Here is a 17592-nt window from a genome sequence, read left to right as displayed (position 1 = left end):
GTCACGACCTGCTCATCAGTCCTCGCAGCCGAACCCATAACGGATCGCCCTCGGCGAGCCCGGACACGACCCGCATCACGCCGCCTGCCTGACCGAGCAGGCAACTCACGCTGAGGACCCCGACGAGGAGAAAGGTGAGCGACAGGCCGGACAACCCGTTGGCGACGTCCCGGCCGAAGACCGCCCACCCCGAGACACCGAGGATGAACGTGACCGAGCAGGTCATCAACCGCACGAAGATCCGCGGCTCGAAGTTGACGGTGCGAGCGTCGAGCCAACCACGGGCGCGCCGCTGACGGACCCCGGTGACGTAGGGCAATCGCATCCACCATGACGCTGCCGTGGTGAGCCGCCGACCCGTCACCCACAACCGGATGAGCAGGAATGCTCCAAGCGCGCCGAGAATGACGCCGAGCCCTCCCAACAGGACGTCCAGCAGCACGACAGCCCCGGACGTCTGGACGGCGTGGACCGCTCCACCCGTCAGTAACGCGCCGACGACGGCCAGCAGGTAGGCCCCGACGCCCAGTGCCCAGCGCGCCCAGCGCTCGTAGTCCGCGCGCAACGCCGTCGCGGCACGTCCGGCGAAGGCAGGCGCGGCACCCTCGGTCCTGGCGGACTCGAGCCACTCGCGGGACTCGGGACGGATGAAGACGAAAGCCACACGGTCACCCTAGAACCCACGCCGGGCGTTCGACGTCGACTCGCGAGCGAGAAGGGTGCTCCCTAGGCGCGGCGCACGATCGCCCGAACGCTGACGACGAGGCCGAGAGCACACCAGAGCAGCAGCACCACCAGGTCCCGGTCGCTCGCACCATGGGTCTGCGGGAGCAGGCCCGCGCGGATGAGATCTGCCGCAGGCCGGAACGGAAGCCAGTCGTGGATGCTCTGGTACCACTCGGGCAGCCGGCCGGCCGGGAAGGTGACCGGCGAGAACAGCATGACGAAGAACACCAGCACCTGGGTGACGATCTGCGTCAGGAGCGGCGGAAGGACGACCGCGATCGCGTAGCCGACGGCCGCGGCGGTGAGCGCCGTCAGCAGCGCCGCCAGGACCAGAAGCGGCCAGTCGATGTCGTACCGGAAGCCGTAACGCAACTGGGCCACGATCACCGCCACGGCGACGCTCGGGACCGCGACCGCGAGCCAGACCGTCAGGTCGGCCACCAGCAGCAGAGGTCGAGGAACGGGCTGCGCACGCAGGTAGGTGAAGGTGCCGCTCGAGCGAGCCTGCGCCACCCCCATCGGCACCATCACCAGACCGGCGATCATGAGGAGCACCGTCGGGGCGCCCGTCGAGAGGAACTGGGCGGCCGCCGTGTCGATCCCGGGGATGAGAAAGCCGAAACCGATGATGATGCCCGCTGCGAGGAGCGCTTGGACGGCGACGACGAACGGCAGCATCGCCGCGCTGGTGCGGGGGCTCGGGCTCGCGACCTTGGAATTCATCGCCACTGCCGCGCGGGACGCAACGCTGACCGACGCCCTTCGTGAACGCGTGCAGCTCATGATCGACGGCTATCGCGAAGTGGCCGCCGCCCACCGCACCGACGACGAACAGCTTCCGGTCGACGATGTCGCCCGGCTCATGGCTGCACTCGACCAGGGAGTGTCGAAGCTGACGCTCGGCGGCATCAGCGCGCTCGACGGCCCGCTGCTGCGCGCCGGGCTACGACGCCTCGTCGATCCCCGGGGCGCCGCCGACGAGCCACCCTCCGAGCACGACGGCTCCGCGGAGCTTCCGGAGGTGGCGCGGGTGCGCCAGCTGATCCTCGACTCCGACGACTCGTGAGTTGCTGCCCGCCCGCAAGGCCGGGCCGTCCGGCACAAACGACGAAGGGCCCGCCGGCGGCGGGCCCTTCTGGATGTGGAGCATAGGAGATTCGAACTCCTGACCTCTTCGATGCGAACGAAGCGCGCTACCAACTGCGCCAATGCCCCATCGCCGATGAGTTTACCACTGCCTCAGTGGCCGACTGCACGGCGGTTGGTGTCCGGGTTCTCGTCGGCGTTCGGCGCCGGGAAGTCGACGTCCTCACCTTCGACGTGACCAGACGTCCAGGCGCCGGCCTGAGTGAAATCGATCGTGCGGACGGTGCGGCCGGCGCGCGGCTTGGTGACGTAGGTCGGAAGAGTGACCGGCAGCGGATCCCAGAGCATCTCGCCACTCGTGCCCACACTCGGCACGGCGATCTGCAGCTGCTCGTCGAGGGCGTCGGACGTCAGCGGGACGTCTTCCATGACGTGCTTGCGGTCGGGGTCGATGTCGTCGACCTGGACGATGATCGTGTCCTCGTCCTCGAGCTGACGGGACGAGCCGGAGTCCGTCGACGAGGACGCCCACGACGAGGCGGCCTTCTTGACCGACGACCAGCGACCGGCGCCGCGTCGCGGAGCCGTCGCTGCAGACCGCTCCTTGGGCGCGCGCGTGGGTTTGGGGGCTCGTTCGCGCGGGGTGGCGAGACCCAGCTCCTGGCGCACCATCAGACGGCAGGCGATGAGCCAGGCGACGATGAGCCCCGCCGGAACGGCGATCGACCACAGCGGCAGGTACCCGAATCCGGCGACGCCACCGACGATGGCGAGCACGGCGACGAGCGTCAGCAGGGTGCGGCGGCGCCGGCGTGCAGCGATCCGCGCGGTCTCCCGCGTGATGGTGGGCTTCGGCTTCGGCCGCGGTGCGCGCTCGGCGCGCGGCGGTGCGGGCTCGGCTTGGTCGGGACGAGGGGGTGTCACCACGCGTCGCATCGGGCCCTCCGTGTCGAGTGCGGAGTTCTTGTTGGCTTCGTCGTAGCGCCGCAGCACGAGCGGCACGAAGTACGCCGCCCACAAGGCGACGACGAACGCGACGATCAATCCGCTGGAGGCCACGTCAAAACCGTAGGCCTTGAGCGCGAGTTTCTGTGGGAGCAGCGGGCGTGTGTCGCTCGTGAGTTCACTCGCGTCACACCCGCCTCATCCGCGTCGAGCGGCCCAACGCGCCAGCAGACCCTCGGGAACGTCCTCCGCGGTGATCTGGAACAGCCGGTGGTCGCGCCAGTCCCCGGCGATGTGCAGGTAGCGCGGCGCCAGCCCGATCTCGAAGAAGCCCAGCTTCTCCACGACGCGCAGGCTCGCAGTGTTCTCCGGACGGATCGCGATCTCCACCCGGTGAAGCCCGACGGTCGTGAGCAGGTGATCGGTGACGAGAGCGACCGCGGTCGGCACGATGTCGCGGCCGGCGTGCGATCGCGAGATCCAGTAGCCGATGCTCGCCGTCTGGGCCGAGCCGCCGGTGATGCCGTTGACCGACAGCTGGCCCACCATGGCGCCCTGCCAGGTGATCGCGAACGGCATCGCGGTCCCCTCACGTGCACGCCGGCGCAACGCCCCGATCATCGCCACATAGGACAGCGGCGGTCGTCCCGCCCCCGGCGGCATGGTCGCCTCCCAGGGGGTCAGCCATTCGAGGTTCTCGGACCGCAGACGCGACCACACCGGCGCATCACGTCGGCTCAACGGCCGCACGCCCACATCGCCGTGGCGCAGGGTGACCGGCCAGCCGAGCGCCATCAGAACGAACGATCGAGAACGATCGTGCGGACCGTGTCGCCCAGGTTGAGCGCGGTCTCGTCCTCTCCCACCACGATGAGCGCGTTCGCTTGCGCGAGCCGCCCGACGAGGTGTGCACCGCGGCCCTCGACGGGCGTGACCTTGGCGCCGCGGTGGGTGACCTCGAAGACCGCGCGGACGTACTCGCGGTGGCCGGGCTGGGACACGATGTCCTGCGCCAGGACGGCATGCACCTGCGGACGCCGATACGGAACGCGGCCCATGAGCCGGCGGATCGCCGGCAGGACGAAGACCTCGAACGACACGAACGCGGCGACCGGGTCGCCGGGCAACGTGATGATGGGGGTCTGCTCGTCGTACACCCGGCCGAATCCCTGGTCCGAGCCGGGTTCGAGCGCGACGTCGTGGAACTGCACGGTCCCGAGACTCCCGAGCACCTGGCGGACGACGTCGCGACGCGAATGGCCGAGCCCTCCAGTGGTGATCACCAGGTCGGCGCGCACCAGCTGGTCGGACAGGACGCGTTGGAACTGCCGGGGGTCGTCCCCGACCGCGCCGACGCGGAAGGCGATCGCTCCGGCCGCGCGCACGGCGGCGGCGATCATCGAGGAGTTGCCGTCGTAGACGGAGTCGTGGCCGAGATGCTCGCCCGGCTCGCGCAGCTCGCGGCCGGTCGACAGGATCACCACGCGGGGACGGGGACGCGCCTTGACGCGCGAACGACCGACGGCCGCGAGCAGGCCGATCTCGCGCGGACCGAGGACCGCGCCCTCGGGCAGCACGACGGAGCCGGCCGTGACGTCCTCGCCCTGGCGCCGGACGCGCTGCCCCGGCGAGGCGGGACGGCGGAAGACGACGCGCTGATGATCGCCCTCGACGTCACCCATCGGGACCACGGCATCAGCGCCGTGCGGCAGCGGGGCGCCGGTCATGATCGAGACGCACGTGCCCGCGCTGATCGCGAACGGTTTGCCGGACCCGGCCACGATCTCACCGACGATCGGCAGTTCCACCGGGTCGCTGGTGTTGGCACGCGCAAGATCCGCGGAGCTCACGGCGTAGCCGTCGACGTCCGCACTGTCATGGCGCGGCAGGTCGATGTCGCTCACGACCTCCTCGTGGAGGGAGAGCCCGAGCGACTCGACGACCGGCTGATCGTAGGCGCCGAGCGGGCCGATACCGCGCAGGATCGTCTCGAGGTGATCCTCGACGGTCAACCGGCCCGGAGCGATGCTGTGAGGGCGGGGTCGCTGGGGCAATCCGGAGGTGCTGGACTGCGTCGCGGACGTTCCGCTGGTCGAGTCTCCCGCTGGCATGACAGTCAGCCTAACCCGCGCGCAGTACCGTTCCCGACGCGACTGTCCGCGATTCGCCCTGCGATGCCGACAACGTGACATCGCCGATGACCTGGACGTCCTCGCCGAAGGTCCAGTCCCCCTCCACGGTGAACCGGCGCGCGCGGACCAGCGAGAGGGGCGACGGCACCCGCTGCTCGAAGTCGCGGATTCGCTTGAAGTACGCGGGATCCAGGGAGACCAGAGGCGCCTCCGCGCGCGCTCGAAGACGGCCGTTGCTTCCCAGCTCGTAGACGTCCGAACGCAGGACGGTGAGGTCGTTCGTCGTCTTCACCGGCAGGAACCGGGAGCGGTCCACCTCGATGGCGGTCGCGCCGTCGAACACCTCGACGGCAGCACCCATCGCGGACTCGATCTGAATCACCGCGGGCGAGTCGGGGTCGGTCGGGTCGACCGTCTTCTCGTTGCGGATGAGCGGCAGGCCGAGGACGCCACGGCGCTCGGTGAGGATGTCGCGGAGCGCGCGGAGGTCGAACCAGAGGTTGTTGGTGTGGAAGTACCGGTGGACAGAGGGGTCACTCGCCGCCTCCATGTCCTCCTTGGCGGTCTGCGCCGTCTCGCGCAGCACGATCCGGCGGTCGGACTTGCGCACCACGAGGTGGCCGCCTTTGACGTCGGCCTCGGTGCGGCGGCAGACCTCGGCCGCGTACGGGGCACCGGACTGCGCGAACCACGCCATCATCTGCGGGTCGGGCGCGGCGCCGAGGTTGTCGGAGTTGGAGACGGTGGCGTACCGGTAGCCCTCGTCGATGAGCCGGTCGAGCACGCCCGACGTCAGCAGGGCCGTGTAGAGATCACCGTGGCCCGGCGGGCACCACTCCATCGACGGGTCCGCGGGCCAGTCGACCGGCTCCAGCGAGTCGGCGAGCAGCTTGGGCTCCTTGTGCTGCAGGAAGTCGAGGGGAAGGTCACCGGCTCGAAGATCGGGGTACCGCGCGAGCACCGCCTGGGTGTCCTCCCGCGTCCGGAAGCTGTTCATGAAGAGCAGTGGCAACTGCACGCCGAGTTGCTCGCGGACGTAGCGGACCTGTCCGACGATGATGTCCAGGAACGTGAGGCCGTCGCGCACCTCGAGCAGCGACTTCGCCCGATCCATCCCCATCGAGGTGCCGAGCCCGCCGTTGAGCTTGATGACCGCGGTGACCTTGGCAGCAGCTCGCTGCTCGTCCTCGCTGAAGGCGAGATCGGAGACGGCGTCGATACCCGTGAGCGGCTCGACGTCGGCCTCGCGAATCGTCCCGCTGGCACCGCGCACGAGCTGCTCGTAGAAGGAGGAGAAGACGTCGATCGCGGCCGCAGGGAGCCCCGCGGCCCGCATGCGATCCTGCGCTGCATTGAGTCCTGTCACCCGCCCTAGGCTAATGGCATGTCCGCTTCTGTTCTCGCGGAGAAGGCCGCCCTGCGACGTGATCTTCTCGACCGCCGCGCCCGGCGCACCGCGGAGGAGCGCCGTGACGCCGGTGAGGCCCTGGCCCTTCACGCGCTCGCCACCCCGGCGTTGGCCCGCGGAGCGCGCGTGGCGTGCTACCTCTCGTTCGAGCACGAGCCGGACACGGGGGCTCTCATCGCCGGACTGCGAGGGCACGGGCTCGAGGTGATCGCGCCGTCGAGCCGACCGGTCGATCACACCCTCGACTGGGTCCTTGTCGGCGACGAGGGCAACCAGCCCGGCGCCTACGGGATCCCGGAACCGGCGGGCGAGCGGCTCGGGCCGGAGGCGCTGTCGTCTTGTGCCGTGGCCTTCGTCCCGGCATTGGCGGTCGACCATCGTGGTCGGCGCCTGGGGCGCGGGGCCGGCTACTACGACCGAGCTCTCGCGCGCTTCTCAGGGCTCGTCTGCGCCGTGGTCTATTCCGATGAACTGCTCGAGACGATCCCCGCCGAGCCCCACGACGTCCCGGTCGACCTCGCGCTCACCCCCGCGGGGATCTTCCGGCCCGAGCGCTGACGCCGAGACCCCAGATTTGCGCGCCAATTGTCAACCGACCCGACCCCTCGTCAACGAACTGGGCGCAAATCTGGGTTCTAGGCGAACGGGCGGGCGGCGTACGTCGGCTCGCCCATCCAACTGTCGGGCACGATTTCGACCGTGCGGCCAGGGCGGGGTGCATGGATCATTTGTCCGCCACCCAGGTAGATCGTGACGTGGTAGATCCCGCTGCCGTTGGCGTAGAAGAGGAGATCACCTCGTTGCCGTTGTGACACCGGAACGTCGGTCAGCGCCTGGTACTGGGCCCCAGCGGTGCGCGGCACCGGCCTGCCTGCGGCTTCGAGCGCACGCATCGTGAGGCCCGAGCAGTCGAAGGAGCCCGGCCCGGCCGCCCCCCAGCCGTAGGGCTTACCCAGCTGCGCTCGCGCGTAGGCGATCATCGCTTCCACGGCACTGGCGTTGGCCGGCGGCGGGGTCGAGGGCTTCGGCGCCGGGGGCGGGGTCGAGGGCTTCGGCGCCGGAGCTGGCGCAGGGGCGGGCACCGGAGAAACCGTCTCGCCGCGCTGCGGGTCGGGCGCTACGCCGCCCGCATCGAGCCGCTCGTCGATCCGGTCCTGGCGTTGCGTGACCTCTTCGACAGTGCTGTTCTCGAGCCGGGCCAGCTCGGCGAGCAGGTCACCGCGTTCACCGACCAGCTCGTCTTGGCGTTGTTCGGCCGTCGCGATGAGGTTCTCGATACGAGTCCGTGCCGCCGCTTGCTCGTCGACGGCTTGCTGGTGGCGTTCGGCAGCCGCTGCGGCCTGGGCACGCACGCTGCGGACGACGGCCTGCTTGGCTTCGAGCTGAGCGATCTGGCCGGCCATCGCATCCTGCGTGCTCGCGTAGGCCGAGGATCGCTCCAGCAACTGCAACGGGTCCTCGGCGTCGAGGAGCGACTGGAACACCACGACCGGCCGCTGGTCGGTGAGTTGGTCGATGGTGAGTTCCTCGACCACGGCCCGCTCTCCCTCGAGCTCACGCTCGGCAGCGGAGATCCGGCCGTCAAGATCAGCGAGCTCGCGTTCGGCATCCTCGGCGGCCACGACCGCGCCGTTGAACCGCTCGGAGAGAGCAGCCGCCTCGGCGTACAGCGCATTCACGCTCTGGCGAGACTCGACGAGTCCGACTTGGATCGCGGCGACGCGATCCTCGTCATCGGGGGCAGCAACGGACGGCGCGGCCGTCGCCCCGAGCAGGGCGAGGGCGGCGACCATCGGAAACACGAGGACACGGCGAGCGGCCATAGCCCCTCACGCTAGTCGTCTTCTGCCTCAGAGGAAACTCCTTTCACAGAAGTATCTTCTGTCACACGCGTGTCGGTGCTGGACTCCGGCCACTTTCTCGCCGATAGTTCGCGCTTCACGTCCACGATGCGGACGTCAGCTCACCTCGACGATAGGCAGTCGCAGCGCTGCCGGTGCGGCTTCCGGCACCACCGGGTTCTTCGGGCTGACGGGCGCGACTCGTCGATAGCGCCCACCGAGCGGCGGTCGCGGGTCGGTCTCGCCCTTGTTCGGCCACAGCGCCATCGCACGTTCGGCTTGCGCGGTGATGGTGAGGGAAGGGTTGACGCCGAGGTTGGCGCTCACCGCCGATCCGTCGACGACGTGGAGGCCCGGATGCCCGAAGAGCCGGTGGTAGGGATCGATCACGCCGTCGGCGGCCGACTCGCCGATCGCGCACCCGCCCATGAAGTGCGCGGTCATGGGAATCCCGAACGGCTCCCCCACCGTGCCGCCGGCGATGCCGCCCATGATGTCGGCCATCTCCTCGACCGCGCGATGCCCCTCCGGGATGTAGGTGGGGTTGGGCAGCCCGTGCCCCTGCTTGGTGGTGAGCCGGCGCTTGCCGAACAGGGTGCGCCGGGTGAAGGTCGTGATCGAGTTGTCGTGAGCCTGCATGACGAGCGCGATCACCGTGCGCTCGGACCAATGCCGCCAGTCGTACACCTTGAGGATCGACGGTACGAGCTTGAGCATGTTCGTCGCCCAGACTCGCAGCCGGTGCTTGCCCGTGCCCTCAGGCGCGAGTGCTGACTGGACGAGCATCATCGCGTTCGAGCCCTTGCCGTAGCGCACCGGTTCGATGTGGGTGTACTCGTCGGGGTGGATCGACGACGTGATCGCGACGCCCTGCGAGTAGTCGATGTCGCGCTTGCTCGCGACGGCGCCCAGCAGCGCCTCGGAGTTGGTCCGGGTGAGCATGCCGAGACGGCGCGAGATGCGCGGCAGGTCACCGGAGTCGCGCATGGCGTGCAGGAGTCGCTGCGTGCCCAGAGTGCTGGCCGCGAACACGACCTGCTCGGCCGTCAGGGTGCGCCGCCCCCCGAAGCGCTTGTTGGTCGGCTTGGTGGTGACCTCGTACCCTCCGCGTCGCAGCGGCCGGACGCGCGTGACCGTGGTGAGCGCCCGGACCTCCGCGCCGGCCTGCTCCGCGAGGTACAGGTAGTTCTTCACCAGCGTGTTCTTGGCGTTGTGGCGACATCCGGTCATGCACTCGCCGCAGTGCGTGCACGCGTTCCGGCTCGGGCCCACCCCGCCGAAGTAGGGATCGCCGACGTCCGCGCCCGGCCGGTCGCCGAAGGTGACGCCCACGGGCGCGTAGTGGAAGGTACCCTCCACGCCCATGCGCTCGGCAGCCTCGCGCATCACGCGGTCGGCGGGCGTCTCGCGGTCATAGGTGACGGCGCCGAGCATGCGCTTGGCCTGGTCGTAGTACGGCTTGAGTTCGTCCTTCCAGTCCGTGATGTAGCCCCACGCCGGGTCCTTGAAGAACGGGTCGAGGGGCTCGTAGAGCGTGTTCGCGTAGACCAGCGAACCGCCGCCCACCCCCGCGCCCGACAGAATCAGCGAATCCTTGAGCAGGTTGACGCGCTGGATGCCGTAGCAGCCGAGGGCCGGCGCCCACAGGTAGTCGCGCAGGTGCCAAGAGGTCTTGGCGAACTCGTCGTCGCGGAACCGGCGACCGGCCTCGAGCACCGCGACCCGATAGCCCTTCTCGACGAGCCGGAGCGCCGCGACACTGCCGCCGAAGCCCGACCCGATGATGATGACGTCGTAGTCGAAGTCCCTCATGCGCGGCCCATCGCCTTCAGCACGCGCAGGCCGAAGGTCAGCACCCGTGCGAAACGGCCGGCACCCACGAAGGCCGGACCGCTGACCGGCAACAGGCTCTGAGCGCCGATCGCCTGGCTCTCGGTGAACCGCAGCAAGCCCTCGGCGCCCTGGCGTCGACCCATGCCGGACTCGCGCATCCCGCCCATCGGGGCATCGATGCTGCCGAAGGTCGCCGCGAAGCCCTCGTTGACGTTGACGGTGCCCGCCTTGAGCCGGGACGCGACCCGACGTGCGGTCCGCGACGGTCCCCAGACGCTCGCGTTCAGGCCGTAGACGCCGGCGTTGGCGAACGCGACGGCCTCGTCGACGGAGTCGTAGGAGTAGAGCGAGACGAGGGGGCCGAAGGTCTCCTCCGCGAAGCACTCGGCCGTCGGCGGCACGTTCTCCAGCACCGTGGGCTCGTAGAACCACGGGCCGATGTCGGGACGCGCGCGCCCGCCGGTGAGGACCGTCGCACCGTGCGCACGGGCGTCCTCCACGTGCTTCTCGACCGTCGCGAGCTGCGCGGGCGACACGAGCGTGCCCATGTCGGCGTCCCAGTCGAGTGCCGTGCCGAAGCTCATCGCCTGCACCCGGCGCACGAGCGCGTCGCGGAAGGCGTCGTACTGGCGCCGGTGGACGTAGATCCGTTCGATCGAGACGCACAGCTGCCCGGCTGAGGAGAAACACGCCGAGACGGCGCCGGCCGCGGCCTTCTCCACGTCGGCCCCCGGCAGCACGATCATCGGGTTCTTGCCACCGAGCTCCAGCGAGCACCCGATGAGGCGCTCAGCGCACTGGGCGGCGACACGCTTGCCGGTGGCGGTGGAGCCCGTGAAACAGATGTAGTCGGCGCGTTCGATGATGGCCTGCCCGACCACCGAGCCCTGCCCGCTCACGACCTGCCACAGCTCAGGCGGGAAGCCCGCGCGGCGGAGGAGTTCGACCCCGGCGAGCGCCGTCAGCGGGCTCTGGCTGTCGGGCTTGTGGACCACGGCGTTGCCGGCGGCGACCGCGGCGAGCCCGTCGGAGATCGCCATCGTCAACGGGTAGTTCCAGGGACTGATGACACCGACCACACCCTTGGGCTGTTGCACCTGCTGCACCCGGGTCAGACCGGGATACACGCCCGACCGACGGTGCGGCCCGACGATCTTGGCGAGCCGGCGGCCGTAGTACCGGGCGGTCAGCGCCAGGTGCGCGACCTCGTCGAAGGCGTGTGCACGGGACTTGCCCGACTCGAGCTGAATGAGGTCGAGCAGCTCCTCCTGGTGGTCCAGCACCAGATCGTGAAGGCGCAGGAGCATCCGCTGACGCGAGGCCACAGCCGTGCGCGCCCAGTCGCGTTGCGCCCGGCGTGCGGCGGCGAACGCAGTGTCAACGTCGTCGACGCTCGACACAGGAATCGTCGCGACCTCCCCGCCGGTCAGCGGAGAGACCGTGCGACGGGTCTCGGTGAGCGACGTGCGCACGAGCCCGGTGAGCTCGGCGATCCGTCGTTCGGGCAGCACCGGAGTCGTCTGGCTGGCTTCGAGCATGTCGGTCAGGATACCGCGAGTATCTGGAATATGACATAGGCAATGTCATATTCGCGGCCGACCGAGCTAGCACGTGGAGCACGGCCGTTGCGCGCTAACTCACCGCCCGGCGAGAGCCCGGGCGAAACAGAGGGACTCCGGGACCCCTCGGTAGGGCGCCAGCAGAGGGATCGGCGCGTACCCACGCGAGCGGTAGAAGTCGACAGCAGCGCGCTGACGTTCCCCGGCGTGGAGCACCAAACGAGTCGCTCCGAACGCCGTTGCGCGCGCCTCCAGCTGCGCTAACAGCTCGCTGGCGAGTCCCCGCCCCCTCGCCTCCGGCACGACGTACATTCGCTTGAGCTCGACGTCAGCGCCGAGCTGGCGCAGCGATGCAGTAGCCACCGGCTCGCCCACCTCGTCGCCGACGATAGTGACGAGAACACTGTCCGGGTCGATCCCCGCGTCGGGTTGGGCGGCCGCCCGGGGACGCCCGTACAGCTCGTTCATCTCTGCGGACATCTGCGAGCGCAGGGCACGAGCAGCAAGGTCGTCGAAGCCGACCTCGCGCCACTCGGTCACCCGAGGACGACCTCGACCCGCTGGAACTCCTTGAGGTCGGTGTAGCCGGTGGTGGCCATCGCGCGACGCAGCGCACCGATGAGGTTCATCGTGCCGTCGGGCACCGACGAGGGACCGAACAGCACCTGCTCCAGCGTGCCGACCGTGCCGATGTCGACGCGCTCGCCACGGGGCAGGTCGGGGTGCCACGCTTCGGCGCCCCAGTGGTAGCCGCGGCCCGGCGCCTCGGCTGCGCGGGCGAACGGGGAGCCGATCATCACGGCGTCGGCACCGCACGCGATCGCCTTGGCGATATCGCCACTACGGCCGATGGAACCGTCGGCGATGATGTGCACGTACCGGCCGCCGGACTCGTCGAGGTAGTCGCGACGCGCGGCGGCGACGTCGGCCATGGCCGAGGCCATGGGGACCGCGACACCGAGCACCGAACGGGTCGTGTGCGCCGCTCCCCCACCGAAGCCGACGAGCACGCCGGCCGCACCGGTACGCATGAGGTGCAGGGCCGCCTGGTGCGTCGCGCAACCGCCCACGATGACCGGGACGTCGAGTTCGTAGATGAACTCCTTGAGGTTGAGCGGCTCGGTCTGGCCCGAGACGTGTTCAGCCGAGACCGTCGTGCCGCGGATGACGAAGAGGTCGACACCGGCCTCGACCACCGTGTCGGCGAACTGCTTGGTGCGCTGCGGCGAGAGGGCACCCGCCACCGTCACGCCGGCCTCGCGGATCTGCTGCAGGCGGGCGGTGATGAGCTCGGGCTTGATGGGCTCGCTGTAGATCTCCTGCAGCCGGCGGGTCGCGCTGGTGCCGTCGATCGTGGCGATCTCCTCGAGGAGCTTCTCGGGGTTCTCGTACCGGGTCCACAGGCCCTCGAGGTCGAGCACGCCGAGACCGCCGAAACGACCGAGTGCGATCGCGGTGTCGGGGCTCATCACCGAGTCCATCGGCGCGGCCATGACCGGGAGCTCGAAGCGGTAGGCGTCGATCTGCCAGTGCGTGGAGACCTCTTCGGGGTCACGCGTGCGGCGGCTCGGCACGATCGCGATGTCGTCGAAGTGGTACGCCTGCCGCCCTCGCTTGGCCATGCCGATGTCGATGCTCATGCCACCAAGCCTAGTCGTGCCCCGTCCGGGTCAGAGCACCGTGTAGTTCGGCGCCTCGACCGTCATCTGGATGTCGTGCGGATGCGATTCCTTCAGGCCGGCGGCCGTGATGCGCACGAAGCGTCCGCGCTCCTGCAGCTCCGGGATCGTCGGAGCGCCCACGTAGAACATCGACTGGTGCAGACCGCCGACGAGCTGGTGGGCCACGCTGGCGAGCGGGCCGCGGTAGGCGACGCGTCCCTCGATGCCCTCGGGCACGATCTTGTCGTCGCTCGTGACGTCGGCCTGGAAGTAGCGGTCCTTGGAGTAGGACTTCTTGCCGCGCGAGGCCATCGCGCCGACCGAGCCCATACCGCGGTAGGACTTGTACTGCTTGCCGTTGACGAAGATCAGCTCGCCGGGGCTCTCCTCGCAGCCGGCGAGCAGCGAGCCGACCATGACGGAGTCGGCACCGGCCACCAGAGCCTTGGCGATGTCGCCGGAGTACTGCAGGCCGCCGTCGGCGATGAGCGGCACACCCGCCGGCTTGGTGGCGAGCGACGCCTCGTAGACGGCGGAGATCTGGGGAACGCCGACACCCGCGACGACGCGGGTGGTGCAGATGGAGCCGGGACCGACGCCGACCTTCACCGCGTCCACGCCTGCGTCGACGAGGGCCTGGGCCCCGGCGCGCGTGGCCACGTTGCCGCCGACGATCTGCACGCGATCGAACGCCGGATCGGCCTTCAGCTTGCGCACCATCTCCAGCAGGGCCTTGGCGTGTCCGTGGGCGGTGTCCACGACGAGGACGTCGACACCGGCCTCCATGAGCCGGCCCGCACGCTCGTACGCGTCACCGAAGAAGCCCACCGCCGCACCGACCAGCAGCCGGCCCTCGGCGTCCTTGCTCGCCAGCGGGAACTGCTCGGACTTGACGAAGTCCTTGACCGTGATGAGCCCGGCGAGGCGGCCGTCCTCATCGACGATCGGCAGCCGCTCGCGCTTGTGCGCACGCAGGAGCTCGGCTGCGTCCTCGCGACTGATGCCGACCGGACCGGTGATGAGGGGCATCGGCGTCATCACGTCGCCGACGGTCTTGTGCGCCCACTCCGCTACCGGCACGAAGCGCAGGTCGCGGTTGGTGATGATGCCGAGGAGAGTGTTGTCGGCGTCGACGACCGGCAGGCCCGAGACGCGGTACTCACCGCAGATCTCGTCGAGCTCCTCGAGGGTCGCCTTGGGGTTGATGGTGACCGGGTTGGGGATCATGCCGGTCTGGGTGCGCTTGACGAGGTCGACCTGGTAGGCCTGATCCTCGATCGACAGGTTGCGGTGCAGGATGCCGATCCCGCCCTCGCGCGCCATCGCGATCGCCATACGCGATTCCGTCACGGTGTCCATCGCACTGGACAGCAGCGGGATGCGCAGGCTGATCTCACGCGTCAGGCGCGCCGTGGTGTCGACCTCACTGGGAATGACGTCGGTCTCGCCCGGCAGGAGCAGCACGTCGTCATAGGTGAGCCCGAGGCTCGCGAACTTGTCCGGGATTCCGACCTCGCTCATGGATCGATTCTACGAGCCGCCACCACAACAACACACACCCCGGCCAGCGCTGTGAGCCCGAGCACGGTCCCGGCGGTGGCCGACCACCCTCCGTGCGTCCACGCGATGCCGACTGCGGCGCCGAGGACGCTGGATCCCGCGTAGTAGGCCGACACGTAGACCCCGCTGGCGAGCGGCCCGAGTCCCCGCCCGACCAGGGGCATCCAGCCGCTGGCCACGGCATGCGCACCGAAGAAGCCGGCGGTCAGCACGACGAGACCCAGGACGACCAGCCACAGGGCGTCGGGCAACGTCGCGACGATGCCGAGCGCCATGAGAGCGAGGCACGCGGTGATGGCCCGGACGCGCCCGATCCGGTCGGCGGCGTGCCCCGCGACTGCCGAGGTGACGCTGCCGGCCAGGTACGCGAGGAACACGAGCCCGACGACGGCCGGCGAGAGCGAGAATGGCGGACCCACCAGCCGATAGGTCAGGTAGTTGTACAGCGCGACGAAGCCGCCCATCAGCAGGAACGGCACGAGCGCCAGGGCCCAGACCTGGGGCCGTAGCCACGCTGCACGGTCGGGCCGCGGTTGCGGAGGCAGGTGTCGACGCGGCACCTGATCGCTCGCGGGGAGGAGCACGATGAAGGCGACGGTGGCGGCAGCGGCGCACATGCCCAGCGCCGCGTCGGCGAGGCGCCACGAGGCGAACTCCGACACTCCCGCCGTCACGAGCCGGCCGAGAACCCCACCGATACTGTTACCCGCCACGTAGAGGCCCATCGCCTGCCCGAGCCCGGCCGGATGCACTTCGGCACCGACGTGTCCCATGGCCACTCCCACCAGCCCGGCGAGCGCGAGACCGAGCACCACCCGCGCCGCGATCAGCAGCTCGAAGGTCGGCATCGCGGTGCTGACGAGTTGCGCGACGACGGCGACGACCAGTCCGAGGCGCATCACCCGTGCACGTCCGACCCGCTCGCCGATCCAGGTGGCCAGGACGACTGTGATGGCGAGTCCGCCGGTGCCTGCCGAGACGGTGAGCGCGGCAGAACTCGGCGACACCGCGAACGCGTCGCCGATCTGCGGTAGGAGTGGCTGGGTGCTGTACAGCATCCCGAAGGCGGCGATGCCCGCCATGAGCATGGCCCAGTTCAGTCGTCGGTACGCCGCGCTGCCCGGTCGATGGCCCTGCGCAGACGTCACCGGTCGAACGTAACCCGACCCCTGAACGAGCGGCCAGGCGGGCGGAGGTGAAGAACGCCTCAGCGCCGGGCGCCTCCCGCGGCGGCCAGCATCTGATCGACGGACGTGAACTTGACACGAGGCCGCCCGGCCACTCGACCGCGCGTGAGCTCGGCCTCCTCGATCGCGAGCATGCGGCGGCGGGTGACCAGCTGTGGCACGCGGCGTCGCAGCAGCGCGCTGAGGGCCCGGCGCGAGCCCGACGGCATGTGCAACCGACCGGCGGCAGCGTCCTCGAGCATCGCCGTCACCGTCTCGTGGGCGCACACCCGGTTGGTGCCGATACCGCCACTGGCACCCCGTTTGATCCACCCGGTGACGTAGGCGCCGGGGACGGGTTGGCCGGTGGCGGGATCGATGACGCGGCCATCGACGTTCGGCACCGTGCTCGTCAGCTCGTCGAAGGGCAGGCCCGGGATGGCCCGGCCGCGGTGCCCGGTGGACCGGATCAGCGTTCCCGCTGGCACTTTGATGGCCTCGTCGGGACGGCCGGTCGGCGCGATCTGGACCGCCTCGACGCGATCGCCGCCTTCGACGGAGGTGACTTGCCGACCAAAGGCGAAGACGAGCCGAGCACCGGGGTCGGGGGCGGCGGCGAGGTCGATGTCACGGCGCGGAAGCGCCGCCAGCAGCGCCGCCTTGCTGCCGGGTTCCGCCGCGTCCAGGACCGCCTCGATGGCTTCATCGCGCGCGACGACGACCTCGATGCCCGGCGGCATCATCAGCAGCTCGGGGCGGGTGAACGCGGCGACATCGGGACCACGGCGCCCCAGCAGGACGACCTCCCGGATGGCGCTGCGGGCGATCTCGTCGACCGCGGCGTCCGGCATGTCGGTGCGGCGCAACTGCCGCGGGTCCGACAGCACGAGCCGGGCGATGTCGAGCGCGACGTTGCCGTTGCCGACGATGACGAGCCGTTCGCCGTCGAGCCGGACCGTGTCCGGCGCGACGTCGAGCGCCCCGTTGTACCAGCCGACGACATCGGGAGAACCGTAGACGCCGGCGAGCTCCTCACCCGGCACTCCGAGCGGCCGATCGAGCCGCGCGCCGACCCCGTAGATCACCGCGTCGTGAAACTGCAGCAGTTCCTCGTGCGTGACGTGCTCGCCGACCTCGACGTTCATGTACATCGACGTCCGCGGATGCTGATAGGCCCAGGCGAACAGCGAGGAGAACCCCTTCGTGTCCGCGTGATCGGGCGCGACCCCTCCGCGCACGAGGCCACCGGGGACGGGCGACTTGTCGAGCATCGTGACCGACGCGCCGGTGGACAGCAGCAGGTGCCGTGCCGCGTAGGACGCTGCCGGGCCGGTGCCGACCACGGCGACCCGCAAGGGGCGATCCACCGTCGGCCCCATGTCCTCCCACGTGTGCCGAGCGGGCGAGGTGCGTTCGGGTCGGTCGGCGTAGAAGTCGGCGTTGAGCTGCGCGAAGACCTCCTCGCCGCCGCGTAAGAGGTCGACGGGCTTGACGGCCGACACCGGGCACGCGTCCGCGCAGGCTCCGCAGTCGATACAGACCTTGGGGTCGACGTAGAGGATGTCGGTCGTGCCGAAGTCGGGTTCGTCAGGGGTCGGGTGAATGCAGTCGACTGGACAGACCGACACACAAGAGGCGTCGTTGCAGCAGCTCTGCGTGATCGCGTAGGCCATGG

General features: G+C 69.9%; 16 protein-coding genes and 1 tRNA gene. 2 read left to right on the top strand and 15 right to left on the bottom strand.

Going from position 1 to position 17592, the window contains the following annotated elements:
• Position 1 precedes the first annotated feature (1 nt).
• Both EHW97_RS00915 and EHW97_RS00910 read right to left on the bottom strand, forming a co-directional pair.
• The gene (locus tag EHW97_RS00915; RefSeq protein WP_124235284.1) at positions 2-664 is read right to left on the bottom strand and encodes a hypothetical protein; all 663 of its coding nucleotides are present in this window, start codon (positions 662-664) and stop codon (positions 2-4) included.
• A 62-nt stretch (positions 665-726) separates the two neighbouring features.
• A complete protein-coding gene (locus tag EHW97_RS00910; RefSeq protein WP_124235283.1) occupies positions 727-1449 on the bottom strand; it encodes an ABC transporter permease in 723 nt (240 codons plus the stop codon).
• Between EHW97_RS00910 and EHW97_RS00905 the strand changes: the two genes are divergently transcribed.
• Entirely contained in the window at positions 1439-1792 is a 354-nt protein-coding gene (locus tag EHW97_RS00905) for a hypothetical protein (RefSeq protein ID WP_124235282.1), read from the top strand. The two genes, EHW97_RS00910 and EHW97_RS00905, sit on opposite strands and share 11 nt — an antisense overlap.
• Before the next feature lie 76 nt (positions 1793-1868).
• On the opposite strand, the gene EHW97_RS00900 is transcribed toward EHW97_RS00905, so the two are convergent.
• From EHW97_RS00900 to EHW97_RS00880, 5 genes are all read right to left on the bottom strand, one after another.
• Positions 1869-1941 (bottom strand) — tRNA-Ala (locus tag EHW97_RS00900).
• Between the two features lie 24 nt (positions 1942-1965).
• On the bottom strand, positions 1966-2871 hold the full coding sequence (gene sepX, locus EHW97_RS00895) for a divisome protein SepX/GlpR (protein WP_124235281.1): 906 nt from the start codon (positions 2869-2871) through the stop codon (positions 1966-1968).
• Between the two features lie 84 nt (positions 2872-2955).
• Positions 2956-3552 (bottom strand): GNAT family N-acetyltransferase, encoded by a 597-nt coding sequence (locus EHW97_RS00890; RefSeq protein ID WP_124235280.1) that lies wholly within the window; start codon positions 3550-3552, stop codon positions 2956-2958.
• Positions 3552-4868 carry a molybdotransferase-like divisome protein Glp gene (glp, locus tag EHW97_RS00885; protein WP_124235279.1) on the bottom strand — a complete coding sequence of 439 codons (1317 nt, stop codon included), beginning with the start codon at positions 4866-4868 and terminating at the stop codon, positions 3552-3554. The genes EHW97_RS00890 and glp overlap by 1 nt, the downstream gene beginning before the upstream one ends.
• Before the next feature lie 10 nt (positions 4869-4878).
• Complete coding sequence (locus EHW97_RS00880) at positions 4879-6225, bottom strand: UTP--glucose-1-phosphate uridylyltransferase (protein ID WP_124235421.1); 1347 nt, start codon at positions 6223-6225, stop codon at positions 4879-4881.
• A 48-nt stretch (positions 6226-6273) separates the two neighbouring features.
• Here EHW97_RS00880 and EHW97_RS00875 point away from each other — a divergent pair, with 48 nt between their 5' ends.
• Positions 6274-6855, top strand: coding sequence for a 5-formyltetrahydrofolate cyclo-ligase (locus tag EHW97_RS00875; RefSeq protein WP_124235278.1), 582 nt, complete (start codon positions 6274-6276; stop codon positions 6853-6855).
• Between the two features lie 77 nt (positions 6856-6932).
• On the opposite strand, the gene EHW97_RS00870 is transcribed toward EHW97_RS00875, so the two are convergent.
• The 8 genes from EHW97_RS00870 to EHW97_RS00835 form a co-directional block, all read right to left on the bottom strand.
• Positions 6933-8120: a C40 family peptidase gene (locus tag EHW97_RS00870; protein WP_124235277.1), complete on the bottom strand. Its 1188-nt coding sequence runs from the start codon at positions 8118-8120 to the stop codon at positions 6933-6935.
• A 135-nt stretch (positions 8121-8255) separates the two neighbouring features.
• Complete coding sequence (locus tag EHW97_RS00865) at positions 8256-9950, bottom strand: GMC oxidoreductase (protein ID WP_124235276.1); 1695 nt, start codon at positions 9948-9950, stop codon at positions 8256-8258.
• The gene (locus EHW97_RS00860; protein WP_124235275.1) at positions 9947-11509 is read right to left on the bottom strand and encodes a succinic semialdehyde dehydrogenase; all 1563 of its coding nucleotides are present in this window, start codon (positions 11507-11509) and stop codon (positions 9947-9949) included. Before EHW97_RS00860 ends, EHW97_RS00865 begins: the two co-directional genes overlap by 4 nt.
• 99 nt (positions 11510-11608) lie before the next feature.
• Positions 11609-12070, bottom strand: coding sequence for a GNAT family N-acetyltransferase (locus tag EHW97_RS00855; RefSeq protein ID WP_208001809.1), 462 nt, complete (start codon positions 12068-12070; stop codon positions 11609-11611).
• Positions 12067-13170 (bottom strand): GuaB3 family IMP dehydrogenase-related protein, encoded by a 1104-nt coding sequence (locus EHW97_RS00850; protein ID WP_124235274.1) that lies wholly within the window; start codon positions 13168-13170, stop codon positions 12067-12069. Before EHW97_RS00850 ends, EHW97_RS00855 begins: the two co-directional genes overlap by 4 nt.
• Before the next feature lie 30 nt (positions 13171-13200).
• Positions 13201-14712: an IMP dehydrogenase gene (gene guaB, locus EHW97_RS00845; RefSeq protein WP_124235273.1), complete on the bottom strand. Its 1512-nt coding sequence runs from the start codon at positions 14710-14712 to the stop codon at positions 13201-13203.
• Positions 14709-15899 (bottom strand): MFS transporter, encoded by a 1191-nt coding sequence (locus EHW97_RS00840; RefSeq protein WP_124235272.1) that lies wholly within the window; start codon positions 15897-15899, stop codon positions 14709-14711. Before EHW97_RS00840 ends, guaB begins: the two co-directional genes overlap by 4 nt.
• Before the next feature lie 59 nt (positions 15900-15958).
• Positions 15959-17590, bottom strand: coding sequence for a 4Fe-4S binding protein (locus EHW97_RS00835; protein WP_124235271.1), 1632 nt, complete (start codon positions 17588-17590; stop codon positions 15959-15961).
• Between the last annotated feature and the right edge of the window lie 2 nt (positions 17591-17592).

It is taken from the genome of Aeromicrobium camelliae (assembly GCF_003850045.1).
GTDB lineage: Bacteria > Actinomycetota > Actinomycetes > Propionibacteriales > Nocardioidaceae > Aeromicrobium > Aeromicrobium camelliae.
Note: the sequence above shows the minus strand (reverse complement) of the source record. Positions and strands in the feature narration are given on the sequence as shown.